Origin of the sequence: Actinomycetospora lemnae, from assembly GCF_028737315.1 — a bacterium.
GTDB lineage: Bacteria > Actinomycetota > Actinomycetes > Mycobacteriales > Pseudonocardiaceae > Actinomycetospora > Actinomycetospora lemnae.
Window position 1 is genome coordinate 1 of sequence record NZ_JAQZAO010000008.1, and the last position, 17,738, is coordinate 17,738.

Consider the following 17,738-nt stretch of genomic DNA (forward strand, 5'->3'; position numbering starts at 1 on the left):
GCTCCTGGGCTGCCTGCTCCTGGGCTGCCTGCTCCTGGGCTGCCTGCTCCTGGGCTGCCTGCTCCTGGGCTGCCTGCTCCTGGGCTGCCTGCTCCTGGGCTGCCTGCTCCTGGGCTGCCTGCTCCTGCGCGACCGGCTCCGCGGGCCGGCGCTCCTCGACCGGCTCGCTCGCCGGGCGGCGGGGCCGCAGGCGCGGCGCCATCCCGGGCGAGAACGGCGCGCCGCTGGGCGGGAGTCGCCGGCCGGAGGGGCGGGTGCCCCGGGGCTCGCCCGGCGCCGCCGGCTCCTCGACCTCCCCCGGGACCCCGGGCTCGCGGTCCGTGGTCCCGGCGGCGCGGTCGTCCGCGGGCGCCTCGGGAGCGCCCGGAGACCGGCGCTGCGGCAGCGGCGCGGGTCCGGCCGGTGCCGCGGGCGCCTCGGGGGCGGCCGTGGCGTCCGGGGCGGCCGTGGCGCCGGGCGCGGCCGTCACGTCGGGGGTGGCGTCGGCGACCTCGGGCTCGTCGGTCGGCGCGTCGGCCGGGCCCTCGGGTGCCGGGGACGCCGGGGCGACCGGGGTCCCCGGGTGCGGGGTGTCCGGGCCCAGGCCCGGCCGCCTCTGCGTCTGCACCACGCGCGGGCGCAGCGGGAACGTGCCGCGCCGGCTCGGCGTGCGGGAGGGCAGTCCCGCCGCCGCGTCCGCGGCGTCGGTGTCCTCGCCGGTCTCGTCGGCGTCGGTGGTGCCCGCCTGCTCGGCCGCGGGGGCCTCGGGGACGGCGAACTCGGTGCGGTCGTCGACGAGCGCCTCGACGTCGGGGTCCCCGTCGACGAAGACCTCGGACTCCGCGACGGCGGCCTCGTCGGCGACGACCTCGTCCGCCGGGACCGCGTCGGCCTGCTCCTCGTCGGCCGGCGTCGGCCCGGGCGGGGGCACGACCGGCGCGCCGTTCCACATCGGCGGCGCGGCCGCGGGCCGGCGCGGCGGGCCGTAGGGCCCGTTCGGGCCGCCGCCGGGTCCGCCGGGACCACCAGGTCCGCCGGGACCGCCGGGACCGCCGGGACCGCGGCCCGGCGGGGTGCCACGCCAGCCGGGCGGCGGACCGCCCGGTCCTCCGGGTCCGCCCGGGCCGCCGGGCGGCGGGCCCCACACGGGGCCGGCGGGACCCGCGGGGCCCGGGGTGCCCGTGCCGCCACCGCCGCCGTAGCCACCCGGCCCGGTCGGCGCCCCGGGGCCACCCGGGCCGCCGGGCTGGCCGGGGCGTCCCGGCAGCGGGCCCTGCAGGGCGCCGGGCGGCGGGCCGTAGGGCGCACCGGTGGGGCGCCGCTCGGGACGTCCCCGGTCGTCGGCCTCGTCGGGGGCGGGCTCCGCGACGTCCGCCTCGGGCTCCTCGACCGGTGCCTCGACGTCCTGCGCGCGCTCGACCTCGGGCTCCGCCTCGGCGGGAGCCTGCTCCTCGGACCGGCGGCTGCGCCGGCGGGCGGCCGCCGCGCCGATCAGGGCCGCGGCACCGCCGGCCGCGGCCGCCGCCGCCCCGCCGACGAGCCCGTGGCGGCCGGCCTCCTCGCCGCCACCGGCCTGCTCGTCGGCCTGCTGCGGAGCCTGCTGCGGAGTCTGCTGCTGGGACTCCTGGGGCGTCTGCTCGGGTGCGGCACCCCGGCGCTCGTCGACGATCGCGGCGTCGACCGGGGTGCCCTCGTCGACGTCCTGCCCGTCCGCCGCGGCCTCGACCGGCTCGCGCGCAGGCTCCGGGCGCTCGCCCCGTCCCGGCTCCGCGGGACCGGGTCGACGCCCGGGACCACCCGGACCACCCGGACCCCCGGGCCCACCCGGGCCGGCGCCGTTCGGCCGGGCGTGGGCGTGCCCGTTCGTGCCGGGCGCGCCGGCGGCGCCGCGGCGCGGCAGGACCGGGCGACGCTCCGGCGACCCGTTCGGGCTGCCGTTGGTGTCGGGCCGGCCCTGCTCCTGGGTGGGATCGACGCCGGGCGAGAAGTACGACCCGGGCGCGCCGGGCTCGCGGCGGTGGCGCTGGGGCAGGCCCGCACCGTTGCGCGCCTGTTCCGGCACCGCCCCGTCGCCACCGCGCGCGCCCGTGCCGGCGCCGACCGCGGGCGCGCCCTGGTCGACGACCGCGAGCACCGCGGACGCGGGCACGAGGGCCGTCGCGGCGACGCCGCCGTCCTCGCGGTTGCGCAGCTCGACGGTGATGCCGTGGCGCGTGGCGAGGCGGCCGACCACGAACAGGCCCATGCGCCGGGACGCCGAGACGTCGACGGTCGGCGGCGAGTCGAGGCGCACGTTGGCCTCGTGCAGGTCCTCCTCGCTCATGCCGACGCCCGAGTCGAGGATCTCGACGAGCACCGAGCCGTCGCTGTTCTGCGTCGCCTGCACCCGCACGCGGGTGTCGGGTGCGGAGAACGTGGTGGCGTTCTCGAGCAGCTCGGCCACGAGGTGCACGACGTCGCTCGCGGTGCGCCCGAGGAGCTGGGCCTGCGGGAGCTGAGCGAGGTCGATGCGCTGGTACTGCTCGACCTCCGACGCCGCGGCGCGAAGGACGTCGACCAGCGGCACCGGGCGGCTGCCGCGCCGCGACAGGTCGGTGCCCGAGAGGACCAGCAGGTTCTCCGAGTTGCGGCGCATGCGCGTCGCGAGGTGGTCGAGCTGGAAGAGGTTGGAGAGCGCCTCCGGGTCCTCCTCGGAGTTCTCCAGCTGCTCGATGAGGCGCAGCTGGCGCTCGACCAGCGCCTGGGAGCGCCGCGAGAGGTTCACGAAGATCGAGTTGAACGCGGAGCGCAGGCCCGCCTGCTCGGCCGCGAGGCGGACCGCCTGTTCGTGGACCTGGTCGAAGGCCCGCGCGACCTGCCCGATCTCCTCGCGCGTGGTGATCGGCGTGGGGACGATCGTGGTGTCGGGCGTCTCGCCCTCGCGCAGGCTGCGCACGGCCTGCGGCAGGCGCCGCTCGGCGACGTCGAGCGCGGTGCGGCGCAGGAGGCGCAGCGGGCGCAGCAGTGAGCGGGTGACGAAGAAGACCACCGCCGCGCCGGCCATCAGTGCCAGCAGCAGGACCACCGAGGAGATGCCGGCGCTGCTGCGCGCGGCGGCCTGCAGCGAGCCGGCCTGCTCCTGGAGCTGCCCGCGCAGCTGCTCGGAGGTCGCGGCATCGCGGTCCTCGACCGCCGCCGACGCGCGCTCCCAGTCGGGCCCCGCGACCTGCAGCGGGAGACCCGCCGCACCGCGGCCGAGCACGACCTGGGCGAGCAGGTCGCGGTTGTCGACGTCCGGCCCGACGACGGCGTCGGCGAGCGCGGCGTTGTCGGTGCCGATCGCCGAGCGGAAGTCGTCGACGGCGATGGACCGGCGCAGCGTCGCGTTGCGCGCCTGGTCGATCGAGGGGGCGTCGATGCGGCCCGCGGCGATCCCGGCCGCGACGACGGCCTGGACGTAGGCGTCCTCCTCGCGCACCACCGAGAGCGAGTAGAGCCCGGAGGCGAGGCCCGCGACGCTCGGGTCGGCGGCCTCGCGCGAGAGCGAGCGGTCGAAGATCTCGACGCTGTCGATGGTCTCGGTGTAGCGCGCGATCGCTCCGGCGGCGTCGGTCCGGCCGTCGATGACGTCGTCGCGCAGCTGGTCGAGCTGCTCGAACTCGGCGTCGGCCTGGTCGAGGGCCGTCGTCGTCTGCTGGTCGAGCGAGTCGGCGGACCCGGCCGCCCGGCGCAGCTGCGAGACCGCGTCGGTGGTCGCCCGGATGCGCTCCTCGACCGGCCCGGAGCCCCCCGCCCGGTTGGCCGCGACGTAGACCGCGGCGGCCGACCGCTCGTCGGCGAGGTCGCCCAGGACCTGCGCGGTGCTGTCCTCGAGGGCCACCGCCTGCTGCACGTTGTCGTACGACGCCGCCTCGCGCGTCTCCTCGGCGATGCGCAGGACGCCGAGGGTCAGCACGAACATCGTCGGCACCAGCAGGACCGCCGCGAGCTTGACCGGCAGGCTCCAGTTGCGCAGTGCCAGGCGCTCGGTCCAGTCGCCGCCGGGGCGGTCGTCACCGGAACGGCCGTCGCGCGGGTCGTGGTAGCGCACCGGCGTGCGCTCGGGTGCTCGTTCGTGGGTGGTCACGGACGGGTCCTCCCGGTTCCGCCGGTCGGTCGGAGGTCGCCCCGCGCGCCCCCACGCCGAACGCGTCCCTGGTCGACGCTCGGTGACGAGGGATGGGCTATGGTCCGGTCCGACCGCCGCTCGGCGTGGCAGGTGGGTGACACCGTGCGGCCGTGCGGTGACACGTCGGCACGACGGATGGGGAGCAGGGCGGGCGAGCGCATCAGCGTGGTCAGGCGTCCAGGGCGGTCGGTGCGGGGTCCACGGGCGGCGAGGCCACGCGGGGACGACGCAACGGGCGGGCCGGGGCGCCAGCCTGGGCGCCGTCAGCCCATCGGGTCGGTGGTCACTCCTCGAGGGCGGGGTCGAGCGCGCCCACTGTAACGGTCGCGTACCGGGGAATGACCGGCCGTTCCCCAGCGCTCCCCGAGCGGCGTCCCTGCTCCGCCCGACGGCCTGTCGGTGTCGCGGAGGACAATGGGACGGACCACCCGTCGACGTGCCCGGAGGTCGAGAGGTTGAGTCAGCCCGGCAACGGACCGCTCATCGTCCAGTCCGACAAGACCTTGCTGCTCGAGGTCGACCACGAGGCCGCACCTGCCGCTCGGCAGGCGATCGCGCCGTTCGCCGAGCTGGAGCGCGCGCCCGAGCACGTCCACACCTACCGCGTGACGCCGCTGGCGCTGTGGAACGCCCGCGCCGCGGGGCACGACGCCGAGCAGGTCGTCGACGCGCTCGTCCAGTACTCCCGCTACGCCGTGCCCCAGGCCCTGCTCGTCGACGTCGTCGACACCATGGGCCGCTACGGGCGCCTGCAGCTGACCAACTCGCCGGTCCACGGCCTGGTCATGCTGTCGAACGACCGCGCGGTCCTCGAGGAGGTGCTGCGCAACAAGAAGATCACCCCGATGCTCGGCGACCGCATCGACGACGACACCGTCGCGGTGCACCCGTCCGAGCGCGGGCGGCTCAAGCAGGCGCTGCTCAAGGTCGGCTGGCCCGCGGAGGACCTCGCGGGCTACGTGGACGGCGAGGCCCACCCCATCTCGCTGGTGCAGGACGACTGGGAGCTGCGCGACTACCAGGCCGACGCCGTCGAGGGCTTCTGGCACGGCGGATCGGGCGTCGTCGTGCTGCCCTGCGGCGCGGGCAAGACCCTCGTCGGCGCCGCGGCCATGGCGAAGGCCGGGGCGACGACGCTCATCCTCGTCACCAACACCGTCGCGGGGCGGCAGTGGAAGCGCGAGCTCGTCGCGCGCACGTCGCTCACCGAGGACGAGATCGGCGAGTACTCGGGCGAGCGCAAGGAGATCCGCCCGGTCACCATCGCGACGTACCAGGTGATGACCCGCAAGTCGAAGGGCGAGTACCGCGCGCTGGAGCTGTTCGACACGCGTGACTGGGGCCTCATCATCTACGACGAGGTCCACCTGCTGCCCGCACCGGTGTTCCGCATGACCTCGGACCTGCAGTCGCGCCGCCGCCTCGGCCTCACCGCGACGCTCGTGCGCGAGGACGGCCGCGAGGGCGACGTCTTCTCGCTCATCGGCCCGAAGCGCTACGACGCCCCGTGGCGCGACATCGAGTCCCAGGGCTGGGTGGCGCCCGCCGACTGCGTCGAGGTCCGCGTCACCATGACCGACAACGAGCGGATCATCTACGCCACCGCCGAGGCTGACGAGCGCTACCGGCTCTGCGCCTGCGCCAACACCAAGATCCCGGTGGTCAAGAGCATCCTCGCGCGCCACCGCGGCGAGCCCGCGCTGGTCATCGGCGCCTACCTCGACCAGCTCGACGAGCTCGGCGTCGCCCTCGACGCCCCGGTGATCCAGGGCTCGACGAAGAACAAGGAGCGCGAGGCGCTGTTCGACCGGTTCCGCCGGGGCGAGATCCCCGTGCTGGTCGTGTCGAAGGTCGCGAACTTCTCCATCGACCTGCCCGAGGCGTCCGTCGCGATCCAGGTGTCGGGGACGTTCGGGTCGCGCCAGGAGGAGGCCCAGCGCCTCGGCCGGCTCCTGCGACCCAAGGGCGACGGCCGGCAGGCGCACTTCTACTCGGTGGTCGCGCGCGACTCGGTCGACGCCGAGTACGCCGCCCACCGCCAGCGCTTCCTCGCCGAGCAGGGCTACGCCTACCGCATCGTCGACGCCGACGACCTGCTCGGCCCCGCCATCCCCGGCACCGAGACCGAGGGCGAGCCGGAGTCGGAGCGTCCCGACCCGCAGGGCTAGCTAGCGAGCCGGCGCGCGCATCCCGTCGAGGAACACCCCGACGGTGTGGCGCACGTCGTAGCGGTCGTCGGCCGGGCCGATGCACAGCCCGCCGACGCCGCGCATCAGCTCGATCGCGGTGACGTCGTCGCGCACCTCGCCCGCGGCCACCCCGGCCTCGAGCAGCCGGGTGCCCACGGGCAGGAGGCGGTCGAGGAAGTAGGCGTGCAGGACCTGGAACTGCGGGTCGTCGGACTGCAGCGCCCCGGCGAGGCCGTGCTTGGTGACGAGGAAGTCGACGAACACGTCGATCCAGCGCCGCAGTGCCTCGAACGGGCTGTCGGCGCGCTCGAGGGCCTCCTCGCCGGCCACGGCGCACGCCTCGACCTGGTGGCGGTAGACGGCGACGACGAGGTCCGCGCGCGTCGGGAAGTGGCGGTACACGGTGCCGACGCCGACGCCCGCCTTCGCGGCGATGTCGCGCACCGGCGCCTCGACCCCGGACGCGACGAACACGGCGGCCGCCGCGTCGAGCAGCGCGCTCTCGTTGCGTCGCGCGTCGGCGCGGCGCCGTGGCGCGCGCCCCGTCTCGTCCGTCACCTGGGATCCCGTCGTCGACAAGCGGAACTTAGTTCCGTATTGTTGGTGGAACCGCGTTCCGTCTCGCCAGGGTAGACGGGCGCGCACCGGCGAGGGGAGACGGCCGTGACCGCGACGAGCTTCGGGATCCTGACGGCGCCGCAGCAGGTCGCGTACGCCGACGTGCTGCGGGTGTGGGAGGAGGCCGACGAGGTCCCCGAGATCGAGCACGCGTGGCTGTTCGACCACCTGCTGCCCATCGGGGGCGACCCGGACGGCCCGATCCTCGAGGGCTGGACGCTGCTCTCGGCGCTCGCGGCCCGCACGCGACGGATGCGCCTCGGTGTCATGGTGACGAGCAACCGCATCCGCCCGCCGGCCCTGCTCGCGAAGATCGCGACGACGGTCGACCACGTCTCCGGCGGGCGGCTCGACCTCGGCATCGGGGCCGGCTCCCGCCCGAGCGTCCCGTGGGCCCGCCGCGAGTACGAGGCCCACGGCCTGCCCTACCACGACTTCGGCGACTCGGTGGCCGCGCTCGACGAGGCGTGCACGGTGATCGAGCGGCTCTGGACCGCGGACGCCCCGTTCGACCACCACGGCGAGCACGTGCAGCTCACCGGGGCGTGGGGCAACCCGAAGCCCGTCCAGCGGCCCCGCCCGCCGATCCTCATCGGGGGTCGGGCGTCGGCGACGCTGCGCGTGGTCGCCCGCCACGCCGACCTGTGGAACATCCCCGGTGGCGACCTCGCCGACGCGGTCGAGCGCAGCGCGCTGCTCGACCGCTACTGCGCCGAGATCGGCCGCGAGCCCGCGGAGATCACGCGCTCGATCTTCCTCCCGGTCGCCTACGACGACCCCGGCGCGACCCGGGACGCCGCCGCCGCGGCGGTCGAGGCGGGGTTCTCGCACCTCGTGCTGGGGCTGCCCGCGCCCTGGCCCCCGGGCGTCGCGCGCTGGGTCGCCGACGAGGTCGTGACGCCGTCCCGGGCGGCCGGGGCGGTGGGCTGACCCGGACTCCGTCCTTCCTCGGCGGCCTTTGCTGAGGCGGTCTCAGCGTTCGGGGTCTGGGTGTCGGGGGTCCGGGCTACGGTCGAACACATGAGCGAACAGGTGGGTGCGGCCGAGCGGGAGGCGCTCGAGCGTGCCCGCGCGGACGTGGTCGCCCAGCGCGCCGGCTACCACCGCCGCCTGCAGGCCATCGCCGCGCTCGCCGACCTCGGCACCGCGGTGGCCACCGGTTACCGCTCGACCGAGGCGCTGCTCGCCGACCGGGACAACCTCGACCGCGCCGACGCCACGCGCCTGGTGGCCGAGGCCGGCGACCTGTGCGCGCGGACCGCGATGACCGGTGAGCTGCTGCCCGCCCGGTTGCCGGCCACCGCCGACGCGCTGGCCGCCGGCGCGATCGACCCGGCCCATGTGAAGATCATCCGGGAGACGATGCGCCACCTCGACGCGCTGATGACCCCGCCCCCGCCGCCCGAGTGGTCCGGGGTCGAGGCGACGCTGGCGGACCAGGCGCGGCGGCTGCCGCCGCGGATGCTGCGGCTGCTGGCCAAGAAGGTCGTCGATCTCTACGACCCCGACGGCGCCGCCCCGCCCGACGGCGAGGACACCCGCGACGAGCTGCGGTTGCTGCGCCGCCGCGACGGGTCGCTGTGGTTCACCGGCCGGCTCGGCGACCCGCTCGACGCCGAAGCGGTCGTCGAGGTGTTCGGGGTGCTGGCCGCGCCGTGCGGTGGCGAGGACGAGCGCAGCCTGGAACGGCGCCAGGCCGACGCGTTCAGCGAGCTCGTCCAGGACGCCCGCGGCCCCCGCGGCCTGGCCACCGACACCCGCCACGACCACGAGCCCGACCACCAGCCCGACCACGACCACGACGCCGACACCGACGCCGACGACGCCCGGCCCGCCGGTGAGGGCGAGGACCCCGAGGGCGAGAACCAGGTGGCTGACAATGCTGGGTCCGGTGGTGAGGCGCCCCTGGCGCTGATCCCCGCGCCGCGCCGCGGCGGCGCGCCGACCTCGCCCGGCCCGGCCGGCGGTTGGACCGAGCGGCCCGGCCGGGCGCTGCTCACCGTCACCATCGACCACCGCTGGCTGTGCGCCGCCCTCGGCGAGCGCGGCGGCTACGGCACCCTGGACTCCGGGCACCCCGTCGACCCGGCCACCGTGCGCCGCTGGGCCTGCGACGCCGAGATCGTCCCCATGATCCTCGGATCGACATCAGAACCCCTCGACGTCGGCCGCCGCCAGCGCACCGCCCCCGACGCCCTGCGCCGCGCGCTCACCCTCCGCGACGGCGGCTGCGCGTTCCCCGGCTGCACCCGGCGCCCCCGACGCTGCCACGCCCACCACATCCGCCACTGGCTCGACGGCGGCGACACCGCCCTGCACAACATGTGCCTGCTCTGCCGCTACCACCACCAGCTCATCCACCGCGGCGGCTGGCAGATCACGATGATCGACAGCCGGCCCTGGTTCACCCCACCCTGGATCATCGACACCGAACGACGACCCCGCCCCGGCGGACGCCCCCGCGTCCCCCTCTGACCGGTCGACCGTCGCCGGGATGCTCCGAAACCGAAGCAGTCCGGGGAAGGGCACCTCCCGAACACGCTCGGGAATCCCACCGAGCTGCGGCAGTCTCACGCGCGACCTCGGCGGTGGCCTCGCGGGCACGGTCGGTCGTCGGCGCGATATCTGCTCGACGGCCCCCTCACCATCGTGTGGGACCACCGAGGTGAGGGCGCGATCGATGACTGTCGAGCAGGGCCGCCTGCGTCGGGCCCGCGAGGACGAGGTGCCGGCGCTCGAGGAGCTGATGCGTGCGGCGTCGCTGATCTGGCCCGACCACCGCGAGGACCTGCTCGCCCACCCCGACGCGATCACGGTCCCGGTGGACGAGGTGCGGGCCGGGCGCGTGCGCGTGCACGAGCAGGACGGCGAGGTCACCGGCTTCGCGACGGTACAGGCCGTCCGCGGCGGGGAGGCCGAGCTCGACGCGCTCTTCGTCCGCCCTGCCTCCATGCGACGTGGGATCGGCGCCCGACTCGTCGAGGACGCCGCGGCGCGGGCCCGTGCCGAGGGCGCCGTCCGGCTGGCGGTCACCGCAGACGCGAACGCGAGCGCGTTCTACGGCCGGTGCGGCTTCCGCATGGTCGGCGAGACGCCGACCCGCTTCGGGCCGGCGCTCCGGATGCTGCGCGACCTGATCTCCGAGCCGGTGCCACCACCCGCGCGTTGACGCCTCGCGAGCGACGCGCCCGCAGAGGTGACGACCCCGACTAGGGACCTCCGCGGCGCGACATGGGGAGCGCTCACCGACGAGGCGGCACCGCCCCGGGGTGCACGCTCGGTGACGTCGTCGGACAGCGAGGTCCGGCACCGCGAAGAAGGACACATCATGCGCCTCGTCAGCCGCATCGTCACCGGCGCCGTCACCAGCACCGTCGCCAGCGCGCACACCAGCACCGTCACCGCGACCGCCCCGGCCGGCGGGAGACCGGTGCCCCGACCCCATGACCGGCCGCCCAGCGTCACCCTGCGCGAGCTGGGGCCCGGCGAGACCGACGTCCTCGACGCCGTGTTCGCCGGTCTGTCCGGGCACAGCCGCTACCTGCGCTTCCACGGCGCCACGCCGCGGCTGACCGGTCCGGTACGGCGCACGCTCGCCGCCGTCGACGGCCGCCGCCACATCGCCGTCGCCGCGTTCGGCCCCGACGGCGTGCCGATCGGGATCGCGCGGCTCATCGGGTCGGGCGGCACGCAGCGCCGCGGAGCTGCCGCGCCGGAGGCCGTCGGCAACCTGCGTGCGGTGGAGCTCGCCATCGAGGTGGTCGACGCCTGGCAGGGCCAGGGGATCGGGCGCCGGCTGCTCGTCGCGGTCGCCGCCCGCGGACGCCAGGAGCGCTACGCACGTCTCGTGGCCGACGTCGTCGCCGAGAACACGGCGATGCGCGTCCTGCTGGCCTCGGTGCTGCCGATCGTGTCGGTCGAGACCGACGGCCACCAGGTCACCCTCACCGCCGACCTGCGCGCCGGGGTCCTCGGCCTCGCCGCCGCCTGAACCCGGAGCACACCGTGACCACGACGATCACCACCGCCCTGACCGCCCTGACCGCCCTGACCGCCCTGACCACCGACCTGGACGCCGCGGTCCGCGGCGCCGCCCCGGGCACGGCGCAGGTCGAGGCCGTGGGCGCGGCCCTGGCCCCGCACCTCGGCGACCCGCGCCTGCTCACGCCCGAGCAGTGCGTCGGCGACCCGGAGCACTACCGCCAGCTCGTCCTGCACGTCGCCGACGACGGCGCGTTCTCGCTGGTGGCGCTGGTGTGGCTGCCCGGGCAGACGACGCCGATCCACGACCACCTCTCGTGGTGCGTGGTCGGCGTGCACACCGGCGAGGAGCACGAGACCCGCTACCGACGGCTCGGCGACGTGCTCGTCGTCGACGGCGAGGACGTCGCCGGCCCCGGCGCCGTGACCGGCCTGCTGCCGCCCGGCGACGTCCACCGCGTCACCAACACGGCCCCGACCACGACGATCTCGCTGCACGTCTACGGCGTGGACGTGCGCCGTCTCGGCTCGAGCATCCGCCGGCGCTACGAGCTGCCGGTGGTCGCCTGAGGTGCCAGCGAAGTGCCGTCGCTGACACCCAGTGTCCGTATCGGTACTTCGATCAGCGCCGCGCGCCCACCGGGGGTGCGGCGTGGTGCCCGTCGACGCCGAAGCCGCGGGGGTCGTCGGTGTCGACGATCCGGCGGCCCAGCGGCGTGAGCGACACCGGGATCATCTTGAGGTTCGCCCAGGCGAACGGGATGCCGACGATGCTCACCGCCAGCGGGATCGCGGTGAGCACGTGCCCGATCGCGAGCCACCACCCGGCGACGACGAACCACACGATGTTGCCCAGCGTGGAGCCCACGCCGGCGTCGTAGCGGCGCTCGATGCGGCTGCCGAAGGGCCACAGCGCGAACAGCGCGATCCGGAACGACGCGATCCCCCACGGGATCGTGACGATGAGGATGCAGCAGATGATGCCGGCGACGAGGTAGCCCAGCGCCATCCACACACCGGCGAGGACCAGCCACAGCAGGTTGAGCACGGTCCGGAGGAGCTCCATGCCCCCAGCGTGCCACCACCCGCCCGGTTCGTCCCCTACGTCAGCTCGCGGCCCTTCGTCTCGGGCAGCGTGAGGATGATGAGGAACGCGATCAGCGCGCCGCCGGAGACGTACCAGAAGAAGAGGTCGGGACGCCCGGCGCCGGACAGCGCCGCGATGAGCAGGGGCGCGGTGCCGCCGAACAGGGCGACCGTGAGGTTGTACCAGGCACCGATGCCCAGGGCGCGCAGCTCGGTCGGGAAGATCTCGCTCATGATGGCGGGCGCGATCGACGAGAACACCGAGTAGAGCCCCAGGCCGACCGAGAACACGATGATCAGGTTGATCAGTGGCGGTCGGTCGGTGATGAGCAGGCTCAGCGGCACGGTCAGGAGCACGAAGGCCCCCGACCACACCAGCATCTGCGGCTTGCGCCCGTACCGGTCGGCCAGGGCACCCATCGGGTACTGGCCGATGATGAACACGACGGTGCCGATCGAGAGCGCCAGGAACACGTCGCTGCCCGCGGCGTCGCGGAACTGCACCGCGAAGGGGGTCAGGGCGCTGAAGAACGTGTAGTAGCACAGCGTCGAGAGCAGCGTGAAGCCGAAGAGCTGCAGCACCGACTTCGGGTAGTGGGTCAGCGTCTTGAGCAGCGGGTTCTTCGTCGCCCGGGCGGTCTCGACGTTGGCCTCGAACTGCTCGGTCTCGGCCAGGGTCCGGCGCAGCCACAGCCCGACGAGGCCCAGCACGCCGCCCACGACGAACGCGATGCGCCAGCCCCACGACTCCAGCTGCGGCCGGGTGAGGGTGCTGGTCAGCAGCAGGCCCAGCAGGCTCGCGGCCAGCAGCGCGGTGCCGGTCGAGATGTAGAAGAAGCTGGAGTACCGCCCGCGCCGGTCCGGCGGGGCGATCTCGGCCAGGTAGGCGCTCGCGTTGGAGACCTCGCCGCCGAGGCTGAGGCCCTGCGCGATCCGGGCGAGCAGGAGCAGGATCGGCGCGAGCCACCCGACCGCCTGGTAGGTCGGCAGGACGGCGATGACCAGCGACCCGCCGGCCATGAGCAGGATCGTCACGAGCATCGCGAAGCGGCGTCCGCGCAGGTCCGCGAGCCGCCCGAGGAACACCCCGCCGAGCGGGCGGAAGAAGAACGCCAGCGCGTAGGTGCTCGTCGTGCCGATGAGCGCGAGCGTCGGCGACGACTTGTCGAAGAACTGGGACGAGAAGTAGACGGCGAACGTCGCGTAGATCGTCCAGTCGAACCACTCGACCGCGTTGCCGATGCTGGCCGCGACGAGGGTCCGTACCGGAAGTTGATGACGCTCGGTACTCGTCTGGCCGGACACCTGACTCATCCGTGCTCCTCACGCTCACTGTCGTGTCGACGCACAGTAGGCGAGCGGGCGCTGTGGGTACAGGGCGCTCTCGTCGAACGGCTACTCGCGCACGATCCCGACCTTCCCGCCCGCGCCGACGTCGGCGACCTCGTAGGCCCGGGCGGCGTCGTCGAGCGCGAAGCGGTCGGTGACCACGCGCTCGGGGTGCAGGTCCCAGCGGGCGAGGCGCTCGAGCAGCTCCGCCATCCGCCACGTCGGCGCGACCCACGACCCGTGCACGGTCAGCTGCCGGTGGATGATCACCTCGCTGACCTCCACGGTCAGCGTCCCGCCCTCGCCGACCAGCGCGCAGCGGCCGTGGCGGCGGGTGTGGCGCAGCGCGGTGAGCTGGGCCGCGCCGACCCCGGAGCAGTCGACCGTGACCTCGGCGCCGTCCCCCAGCAGGTCGTCGAGCTCCCCGTCGACCTCCCCGTCGTCGGACTCCACCGCGACGTCCACCGCCCCCAGATCCCGGGCCAGCGCGCGCCGCTCGGGCGACGGGTCGGTACCGATCACCCAGGGCGCACCCATCGCCGCGGCGAGCATCCCGACCGCGAGCCCCACCGGACCGAGGCCCGTGACCAGCACCTGCTCGCCCCCGGCGAGCGCGACCCGGCACAGCGCTTCGTACGCCGTCGCGAAGCCGCAGGCCACGCACGCGCCGTCGAGGTAGGTGAGGCTCTCGGGCAGGACGAGCAGGTCGCGCTCCTCGGCGAGGAGGCGCTCCGCGTGCCCACCGTCGCGCTGCCAGCCGTACGCCCGGCGCCGCGAGGACGTGCAGCTGATCTGGTAGCCGCGGCGGCACTCGTCGCACTGGCCGCAGCCGCTGATGTGGTAGACGACGACGCGGTCGCCGACGCGCAGCCGCTCGACGCCCGGGCCGACCTCGAGGACCTGCCCGCACGGCTCGTGGCCGCCGATGACGTCCTGGTAGGCCTCGGGCCCCTCGCCGAGGTGCTCGCGGTAGATCGCGCGCAGGTCGCTGCCGCAGATCGTCGAGGCCTTGACGTCGACGACGACCTGCCCGGGCCCGGGCTCCGGGTCGGGCACGTCGCGCAGGTCGACCCGTCGCCCGCCCGGGAGGTACACGCCGCGCACGTCAGCTCCTCTCGAGGGCCCACCGCCGGAGCTCGGCCGCCTTGATCTTCGTGCCGTTCGTGCCCGACGTCGTCGGCATGGCGTCGACGACATGCACCGCCGCCGGCACCTTGAACGCCGCCAGGGCTTCGTTGCACCACGCCACCAGATCGTCCCCCGACGGCGCCGCGCCCGCCGTGCCGACGACGAAGCCGACCGCCCGCGTGGCGCCGTCCACGTCCGGCACGCCGACCACCTTCGCCGTCGCGACGTCGGGGTGCGCCGCCAGTCGCCGCTCGATCTCGGCGGGGTCGACGAGGAAGCCGCGCAGCCGCAGCGCGTCGCCGCGGCGGCACACATAGACGAAGGCGCCCTCGTCGACGAGCACGCCGAGGTCGCCGGAGCGGAACCAGCCGTCGGCGGTCCACGCGTCGGGCACCTCCGCGCCCAGGTAGGCGTCGACGACGTTCGGGCCGCGGAACTGCAGCTCGCCCTCCTGGCCCGCGGGGAGGACCGCGTCGGTGTCCGGGTCGGCGACGCGGACGGCGATGTCGGGGTGCACGACCCGCCCGCCGCCGGCCCAGCACGCGGGGGCGGGCTCGTCGGCCGGCCAGGTCGCGGTGAGCGCGAAGACCTCCGACGACCCGTATACGCCCGCGACCCGCGTCCCGAACTCGCGTCCGAGCCACGCGGCGAGCTCGTGGGACCGGCCCTGGAAGTCGGCGACGCCCCACCAGCGCCAGCTCGACAGGTCCCGCTCGCGCGATGCCCAGGCGTCGTGGAGCCGCAGCACCAGGTCGTCGCCGCTGGCCAGGTGCGTGACCCGGTGGGCCTCGACGTGGTCGAGCACCCGGTCGGCGTCGAACGTGGGCTCGAGCAGCACCGACGCGCCGGCCGCGAGGCCGGCCATGACGGCGTTGTAGCCGAACACGCCGGACAGCGGCAGCGCGCCGAGCACCACGTCGCCCTCGCCCAGCCCGAGCACGGCGGCGTCGGCCACGGCGTGGGCGAGGACCGCGGCGCCGGTGTGCGCGGCGAGCTTCGGCAGCCCCGTCGAGCCCGAGGTGGTGAACGCGACCGCGAGCGCGCCGGGGTCGGAGCGCGCGGGCTCCGGGCCGTCGTCGCGCCGCGGGGCCCAGGCGCCCGCGCCGACGTCGGCGGCGGCGGGGTCGGGCGCCGGGCCGGAGGGGCCGGTGACGACGGCCACCTCGGGAGTGACCCCGGACCGCGCCACGGCGGTCTGCAGGCGCTCGTGCAGGTCCAGGCCGTGGAAGCCCTGCGCCAGCGCGACGAGGCGCGGCCGCGCCCGCTCGAGGACGTGAGCGGCCTCCTCCACGCCGTAGCGGGTGTTGACGCCGACGACGTGCGCGCCCCGCGCCGCGACCGCCGCCTGCCAGACGAGCGCGTCGCTCCAGTTCGGCATCCACACCGCCACGGCGTCGCCCGGGCCCAGGCCGCGCTCGCGCAGCTCCTCGGCCAGCGCGCGCACGCGCCGCCAGAGCTCGCCGCGGCTGATCGGGTGCGTGACGCCGTCGGGGGTCGTGTCGAGCACCGCGGTGACGTCGGGGTTGCGGCGGGCGAGACGGCCGAGCAGGTCGGGCAGGTCGGCCGGGACCTCGCCGGGCGCGGGGAAGCCGCTGACGCGGTGGGGCGCGGGGGCGGTGGTGGTCACGAGGCCTCCCGGACCGTGGTCATCTCGGTGAGCCAGCCGTCGATGGCGGCGGCGGCGTCCGGCAGCTCCTCCATCGGGTAGTGCCCGATGCCCGCGAGCACCGTGCACCGCCCGCCCGGCACGAGCGCCGCCGCCGCGCGGACCCGCGCGACGTCGAGCCACAGGTCGTCGTCGCCGACGACGAGGTGGGTCGGGCAGGTGACGCGGGGCAGCTGCTCGCGCAGGTCGTGGGTGGCCCAGCCGATGAGGTCGGAGGTGGACACGGCCGGATCCTCGCGCCGGTGCATCGTCGCGATGAGCTCGGCCCGCTCCCGGGGCACGTCGCGACCGACGACCGCGAGCGTCCCGAGGTAGGTGCGGTCGCCACGACTGGGGGCCGCGACGTCGGACAGCTCGCGGCGCAGCCCGCGCACCGAAGGCCGGCCGCCGGTGTGGGCGTCGGCGGCCATCGCGACGACGGCGGCGAGCTGCTCCGACGCGCGGACCGCGACGTCGAGGGCGATCTTGCCGCCGATCGAGCAGCCGACGACCGCGGGCCGTCGCAGTCCGAGGTGCGCGACCAGCTCGAGGCACCAGGCGGCGTAGGCGCCGAGGTCGGTGACCGGCCCGCCCGGCGCCGGCTCGGAGCGGCCGTGTCCGGGCAGGTCGGGCACGACGACCCGGTGTCCGCGCGCGGCGAGGGCGGGCGCGGCGTGACGCCACTGGACCCCGCTCTGTCCGGCGGTGTGCAGGCAGAGCACGGGCGGGGCGTCGGGGTCACCGTGCTGCTCGACGAAGGCGAGGCCGCCACCGATCGTCAGGTAGTCGGCACGCATCAGGCGATCTCCCGGGCGGCGTCGACGAGGCGGTGGAGCGCGGCGGTCAGCCGCAGGTACTCGTAACCGTCGCCGGTGACGGTGAAGCGCCCGGCCATCGCCAGGCGCATGAAGGGGTTCTCGGGCGCCTCGACGATCTCGAGCCACGTCGCCGCGTCGGCGCCGAGGGTGAACGTGGCGCCGCGCGGGGCGCGCCGGGTGACCTCGATGACGCGGCCGCGGTAGACGCGCAGGTGGACCTCGTCGTCCTCGCAGCGCAGGCCGACCGTGCCGTCCCAGCTGGCGAGGTCCTCGGCGAGGTCGGCACGGGCGGCGAGCGCCTCGGCCCACGGCACGGTGCCGAAGGCGCGGACCACGGGATCGGGGCCGGCGCCGCGGGCCCGGAGGAGCGCGGTGGTCGTGCCCTCCTGGACGGTCTCGCCCTCGTCCAGCAGCCGCATGTGCCGCGTGACGACCCCGCGATCGCCCGAGGAGGTGCGCCGGCACCGGACGATGGTGACCTCCAGGGTCAGCACGTCGCCCACGCGGACGGGGCGCCGGTAGGCCCAGTGGGTGTCGAGCAGCCCGAGCACCGCGTCGCCGTGGATGCCGAGCCGCTGCAGCAGGCCCATCGCCACCGCGACGCCGAACGGTCCCTGCAGCACGGCGTCGGGGCCGGCGTGCAGCGGGTGGTCGTCGCCGCTGATCCGCGTGAAGTCGGCGAGGTCGTCGGCCGTGACCGGGCGCGGCGGGCTCGTCCACCGCTGCCCCACCGCGAAGTCCTCGAACCACCGGTCGCCGGCGGCCGGGGACGTCGTGCCCCTCCGCTCGTCGAGCTCCGTCACCCAGGCCTCCGCCCC

At 75.6% G+C, this 17,738-nt stretch carries 14 protein-coding genes; 6 read left to right on the top strand and 8 right to left on the bottom strand.

Going from position 1 to position 17,738, the window contains the following annotated elements:
* The coding region (locus PGB27_RS18345; RefSeq protein ID WP_274201838.1) for a sensor histidine kinase at positions 1 to 4,084 on the bottom strand (4,084 nt) is incomplete at its 3' end.
* A gap of 497 nt (positions 4,085 to 4,581) precedes the next feature.
* On the opposite strand from PGB27_RS18345, the gene PGB27_RS18350 reads away from it, so the two are divergent.
* Positions 4,582 to 6,294: a DNA repair helicase XPB gene (locus PGB27_RS18350; RefSeq protein WP_274201839.1), complete on the top strand. Its 1,713-nt coding sequence runs from the start codon at positions 4,582 to 4,584 to the stop codon at positions 6,292 to 6,294.
* On the opposite strand, the gene PGB27_RS18355 is transcribed toward PGB27_RS18350, so the two are convergent.
* The gene (locus PGB27_RS18355) at positions 6,295 to 6,873 is read right to left on the bottom strand and encodes a TetR/AcrR family transcriptional regulator (RefSeq protein WP_274201840.1); all 579 of its coding nucleotides are present in this window, start codon (positions 6,871 to 6,873) and stop codon (positions 6,295 to 6,297) included.
* 105 nt (positions 6,874 to 6,978) lie between these two features.
* On the opposite strand from PGB27_RS18355, the gene PGB27_RS18360 reads away from it, so the two are divergent.
* The 5 genes from PGB27_RS18360 to PGB27_RS18380 all read left to right on the top strand — a co-directional run bounded on the left by PGB27_RS18360 (position 6,979) and on the right by PGB27_RS18380 (position 11,484).
* Complete coding sequence (locus PGB27_RS18360; protein WP_274201841.1) at positions 6,979 to 7,863, top strand: LLM class flavin-dependent oxidoreductase; 885 nt, start codon at positions 6,979 to 6,981, stop codon at positions 7,861 to 7,863.
* 90 nt (positions 7,864 to 7,953) lie between these two features.
* A complete protein-coding gene (locus PGB27_RS18365; protein ID WP_274201842.1) occupies positions 7,954 to 9,408 on the top strand; it encodes an HNH endonuclease signature motif containing protein in 1,455 nt (484 codons plus the stop codon).
* Positions 9,409 to 9,613: 205 nt separating this feature from the next.
* A complete protein-coding gene (locus PGB27_RS18370) occupies positions 9,614 to 10,102 on the top strand; it encodes a GNAT family N-acetyltransferase (protein WP_274201843.1) in 489 nt (162 codons plus the stop codon).
* Between the two features lie 111 nt (positions 10,103 to 10,213).
* Positions 10,214 to 10,924, top strand: a complete 711-nt coding sequence (locus tag PGB27_RS18375) for a GNAT family N-acetyltransferase (protein WP_274201844.1) — start codon at positions 10,214 to 10,216, stop codon at positions 10,922 to 10,924.
* A gap of 14 nt (positions 10,925 to 10,938) precedes the next feature.
* Positions 10,939 to 11,484 (top strand): cysteine dioxygenase family protein, encoded by a 546-nt coding sequence (locus PGB27_RS18380; RefSeq protein WP_274201845.1) that lies wholly within the window; start codon positions 10,939 to 10,941, stop codon positions 11,482 to 11,484.
* A 52-nt stretch (positions 11,485 to 11,536) separates the two neighbouring features.
* On the opposite strand, the gene PGB27_RS18385 is transcribed toward PGB27_RS18380, so the two are convergent.
* The 6 genes from PGB27_RS18385 to PGB27_RS18410 form a co-directional block, all read right to left on the bottom strand.
* On the bottom strand, positions 11,537 to 11,980 hold the full coding sequence (locus tag PGB27_RS18385) for a YccF domain-containing protein (protein ID WP_274201846.1): 444 nt from the start codon (positions 11,978 to 11,980) through the stop codon (positions 11,537 to 11,539).
* A 35-nt stretch (positions 11,981 to 12,015) separates the two neighbouring features.
* Positions 12,016 to 13,314: an MFS transporter gene (locus tag PGB27_RS18390; RefSeq protein ID WP_274201847.1), complete on the bottom strand. Its 1,299-nt coding sequence runs from the start codon at positions 13,312 to 13,314 to the stop codon at positions 12,016 to 12,018.
* Between the two features lie 81 nt (positions 13,315 to 13,395).
* Complete coding sequence (locus PGB27_RS18395; RefSeq protein WP_274201848.1) at positions 13,396 to 14,433, bottom strand: zinc-dependent alcohol dehydrogenase family protein; 1,038 nt, start codon at positions 14,431 to 14,433, stop codon at positions 13,396 to 13,398.
* A gap of 1 nt (position 14,434) precedes the next feature.
* Positions 14,435 to 16,084 carry an AMP-binding protein gene (locus tag PGB27_RS18400; RefSeq protein WP_274201849.1) on the bottom strand — a complete coding sequence of 550 codons (1,650 nt, stop codon included), beginning with the start codon at positions 16,082 to 16,084 and terminating at the stop codon, positions 14,435 to 14,437.
* On the bottom strand, positions 16,081 to 16,899 hold the full coding sequence (locus tag PGB27_RS18405) for an alpha/beta fold hydrolase (protein ID WP_274201850.1): 819 nt from the start codon (positions 16,897 to 16,899) through the stop codon (positions 16,081 to 16,083). Before PGB27_RS18405 ends, PGB27_RS18400 begins: the two co-directional genes overlap by 4 nt.
* Positions 16,899 to 17,723, bottom strand: coding sequence for a MaoC/PaaZ C-terminal domain-containing protein (locus PGB27_RS18410; RefSeq protein ID WP_274201851.1), 825 nt, complete (start codon positions 17,721 to 17,723; stop codon positions 16,899 to 16,901). The genes PGB27_RS18405 and PGB27_RS18410 overlap by 1 nt, the downstream gene beginning before the upstream one ends.
* Positions 17,724 to 17,738: the final 15 nt, after the last annotated feature.

What these genes read in the sequence shown, in the direction of transcription:
- PGB27_RS18365 (WP_274201842.1), top strand. Translation starts at nt 7,954, where the DNA reads ATGAGCGAACAGGTGGGTGCGGCCGAGCGGGAGGCGCTCGAGCGTGCC.
- PGB27_RS18370 (WP_274201843.1), top strand. Translation starts at nt 9,614, where the DNA reads ATGACTGTCGAGCAGGGCCGCCTGCGTCGGGCCCGCGAGGACGAGGTG.
- PGB27_RS18385 (WP_274201846.1), bottom strand. Translation starts at nt 11,980, where the DNA reads ATGGAGCTCCTCCGGACCGTGCTCAACCTGCTGTGGCTGGTCCTCGCC.
- PGB27_RS18390 (WP_274201847.1), bottom strand. Translation starts at nt 13,314, where the DNA reads ATGAGTCAGGTGTCCGGCCAGACGAGTACCGAGCGTCATCAACTTCCG.
- PGB27_RS18405 (WP_274201850.1), bottom strand. Translation starts at nt 16,899, where the DNA reads ATGCGTGCCGACTACCTGACGATCGGTGGCGGCCTCGCCTTCGTCGAG.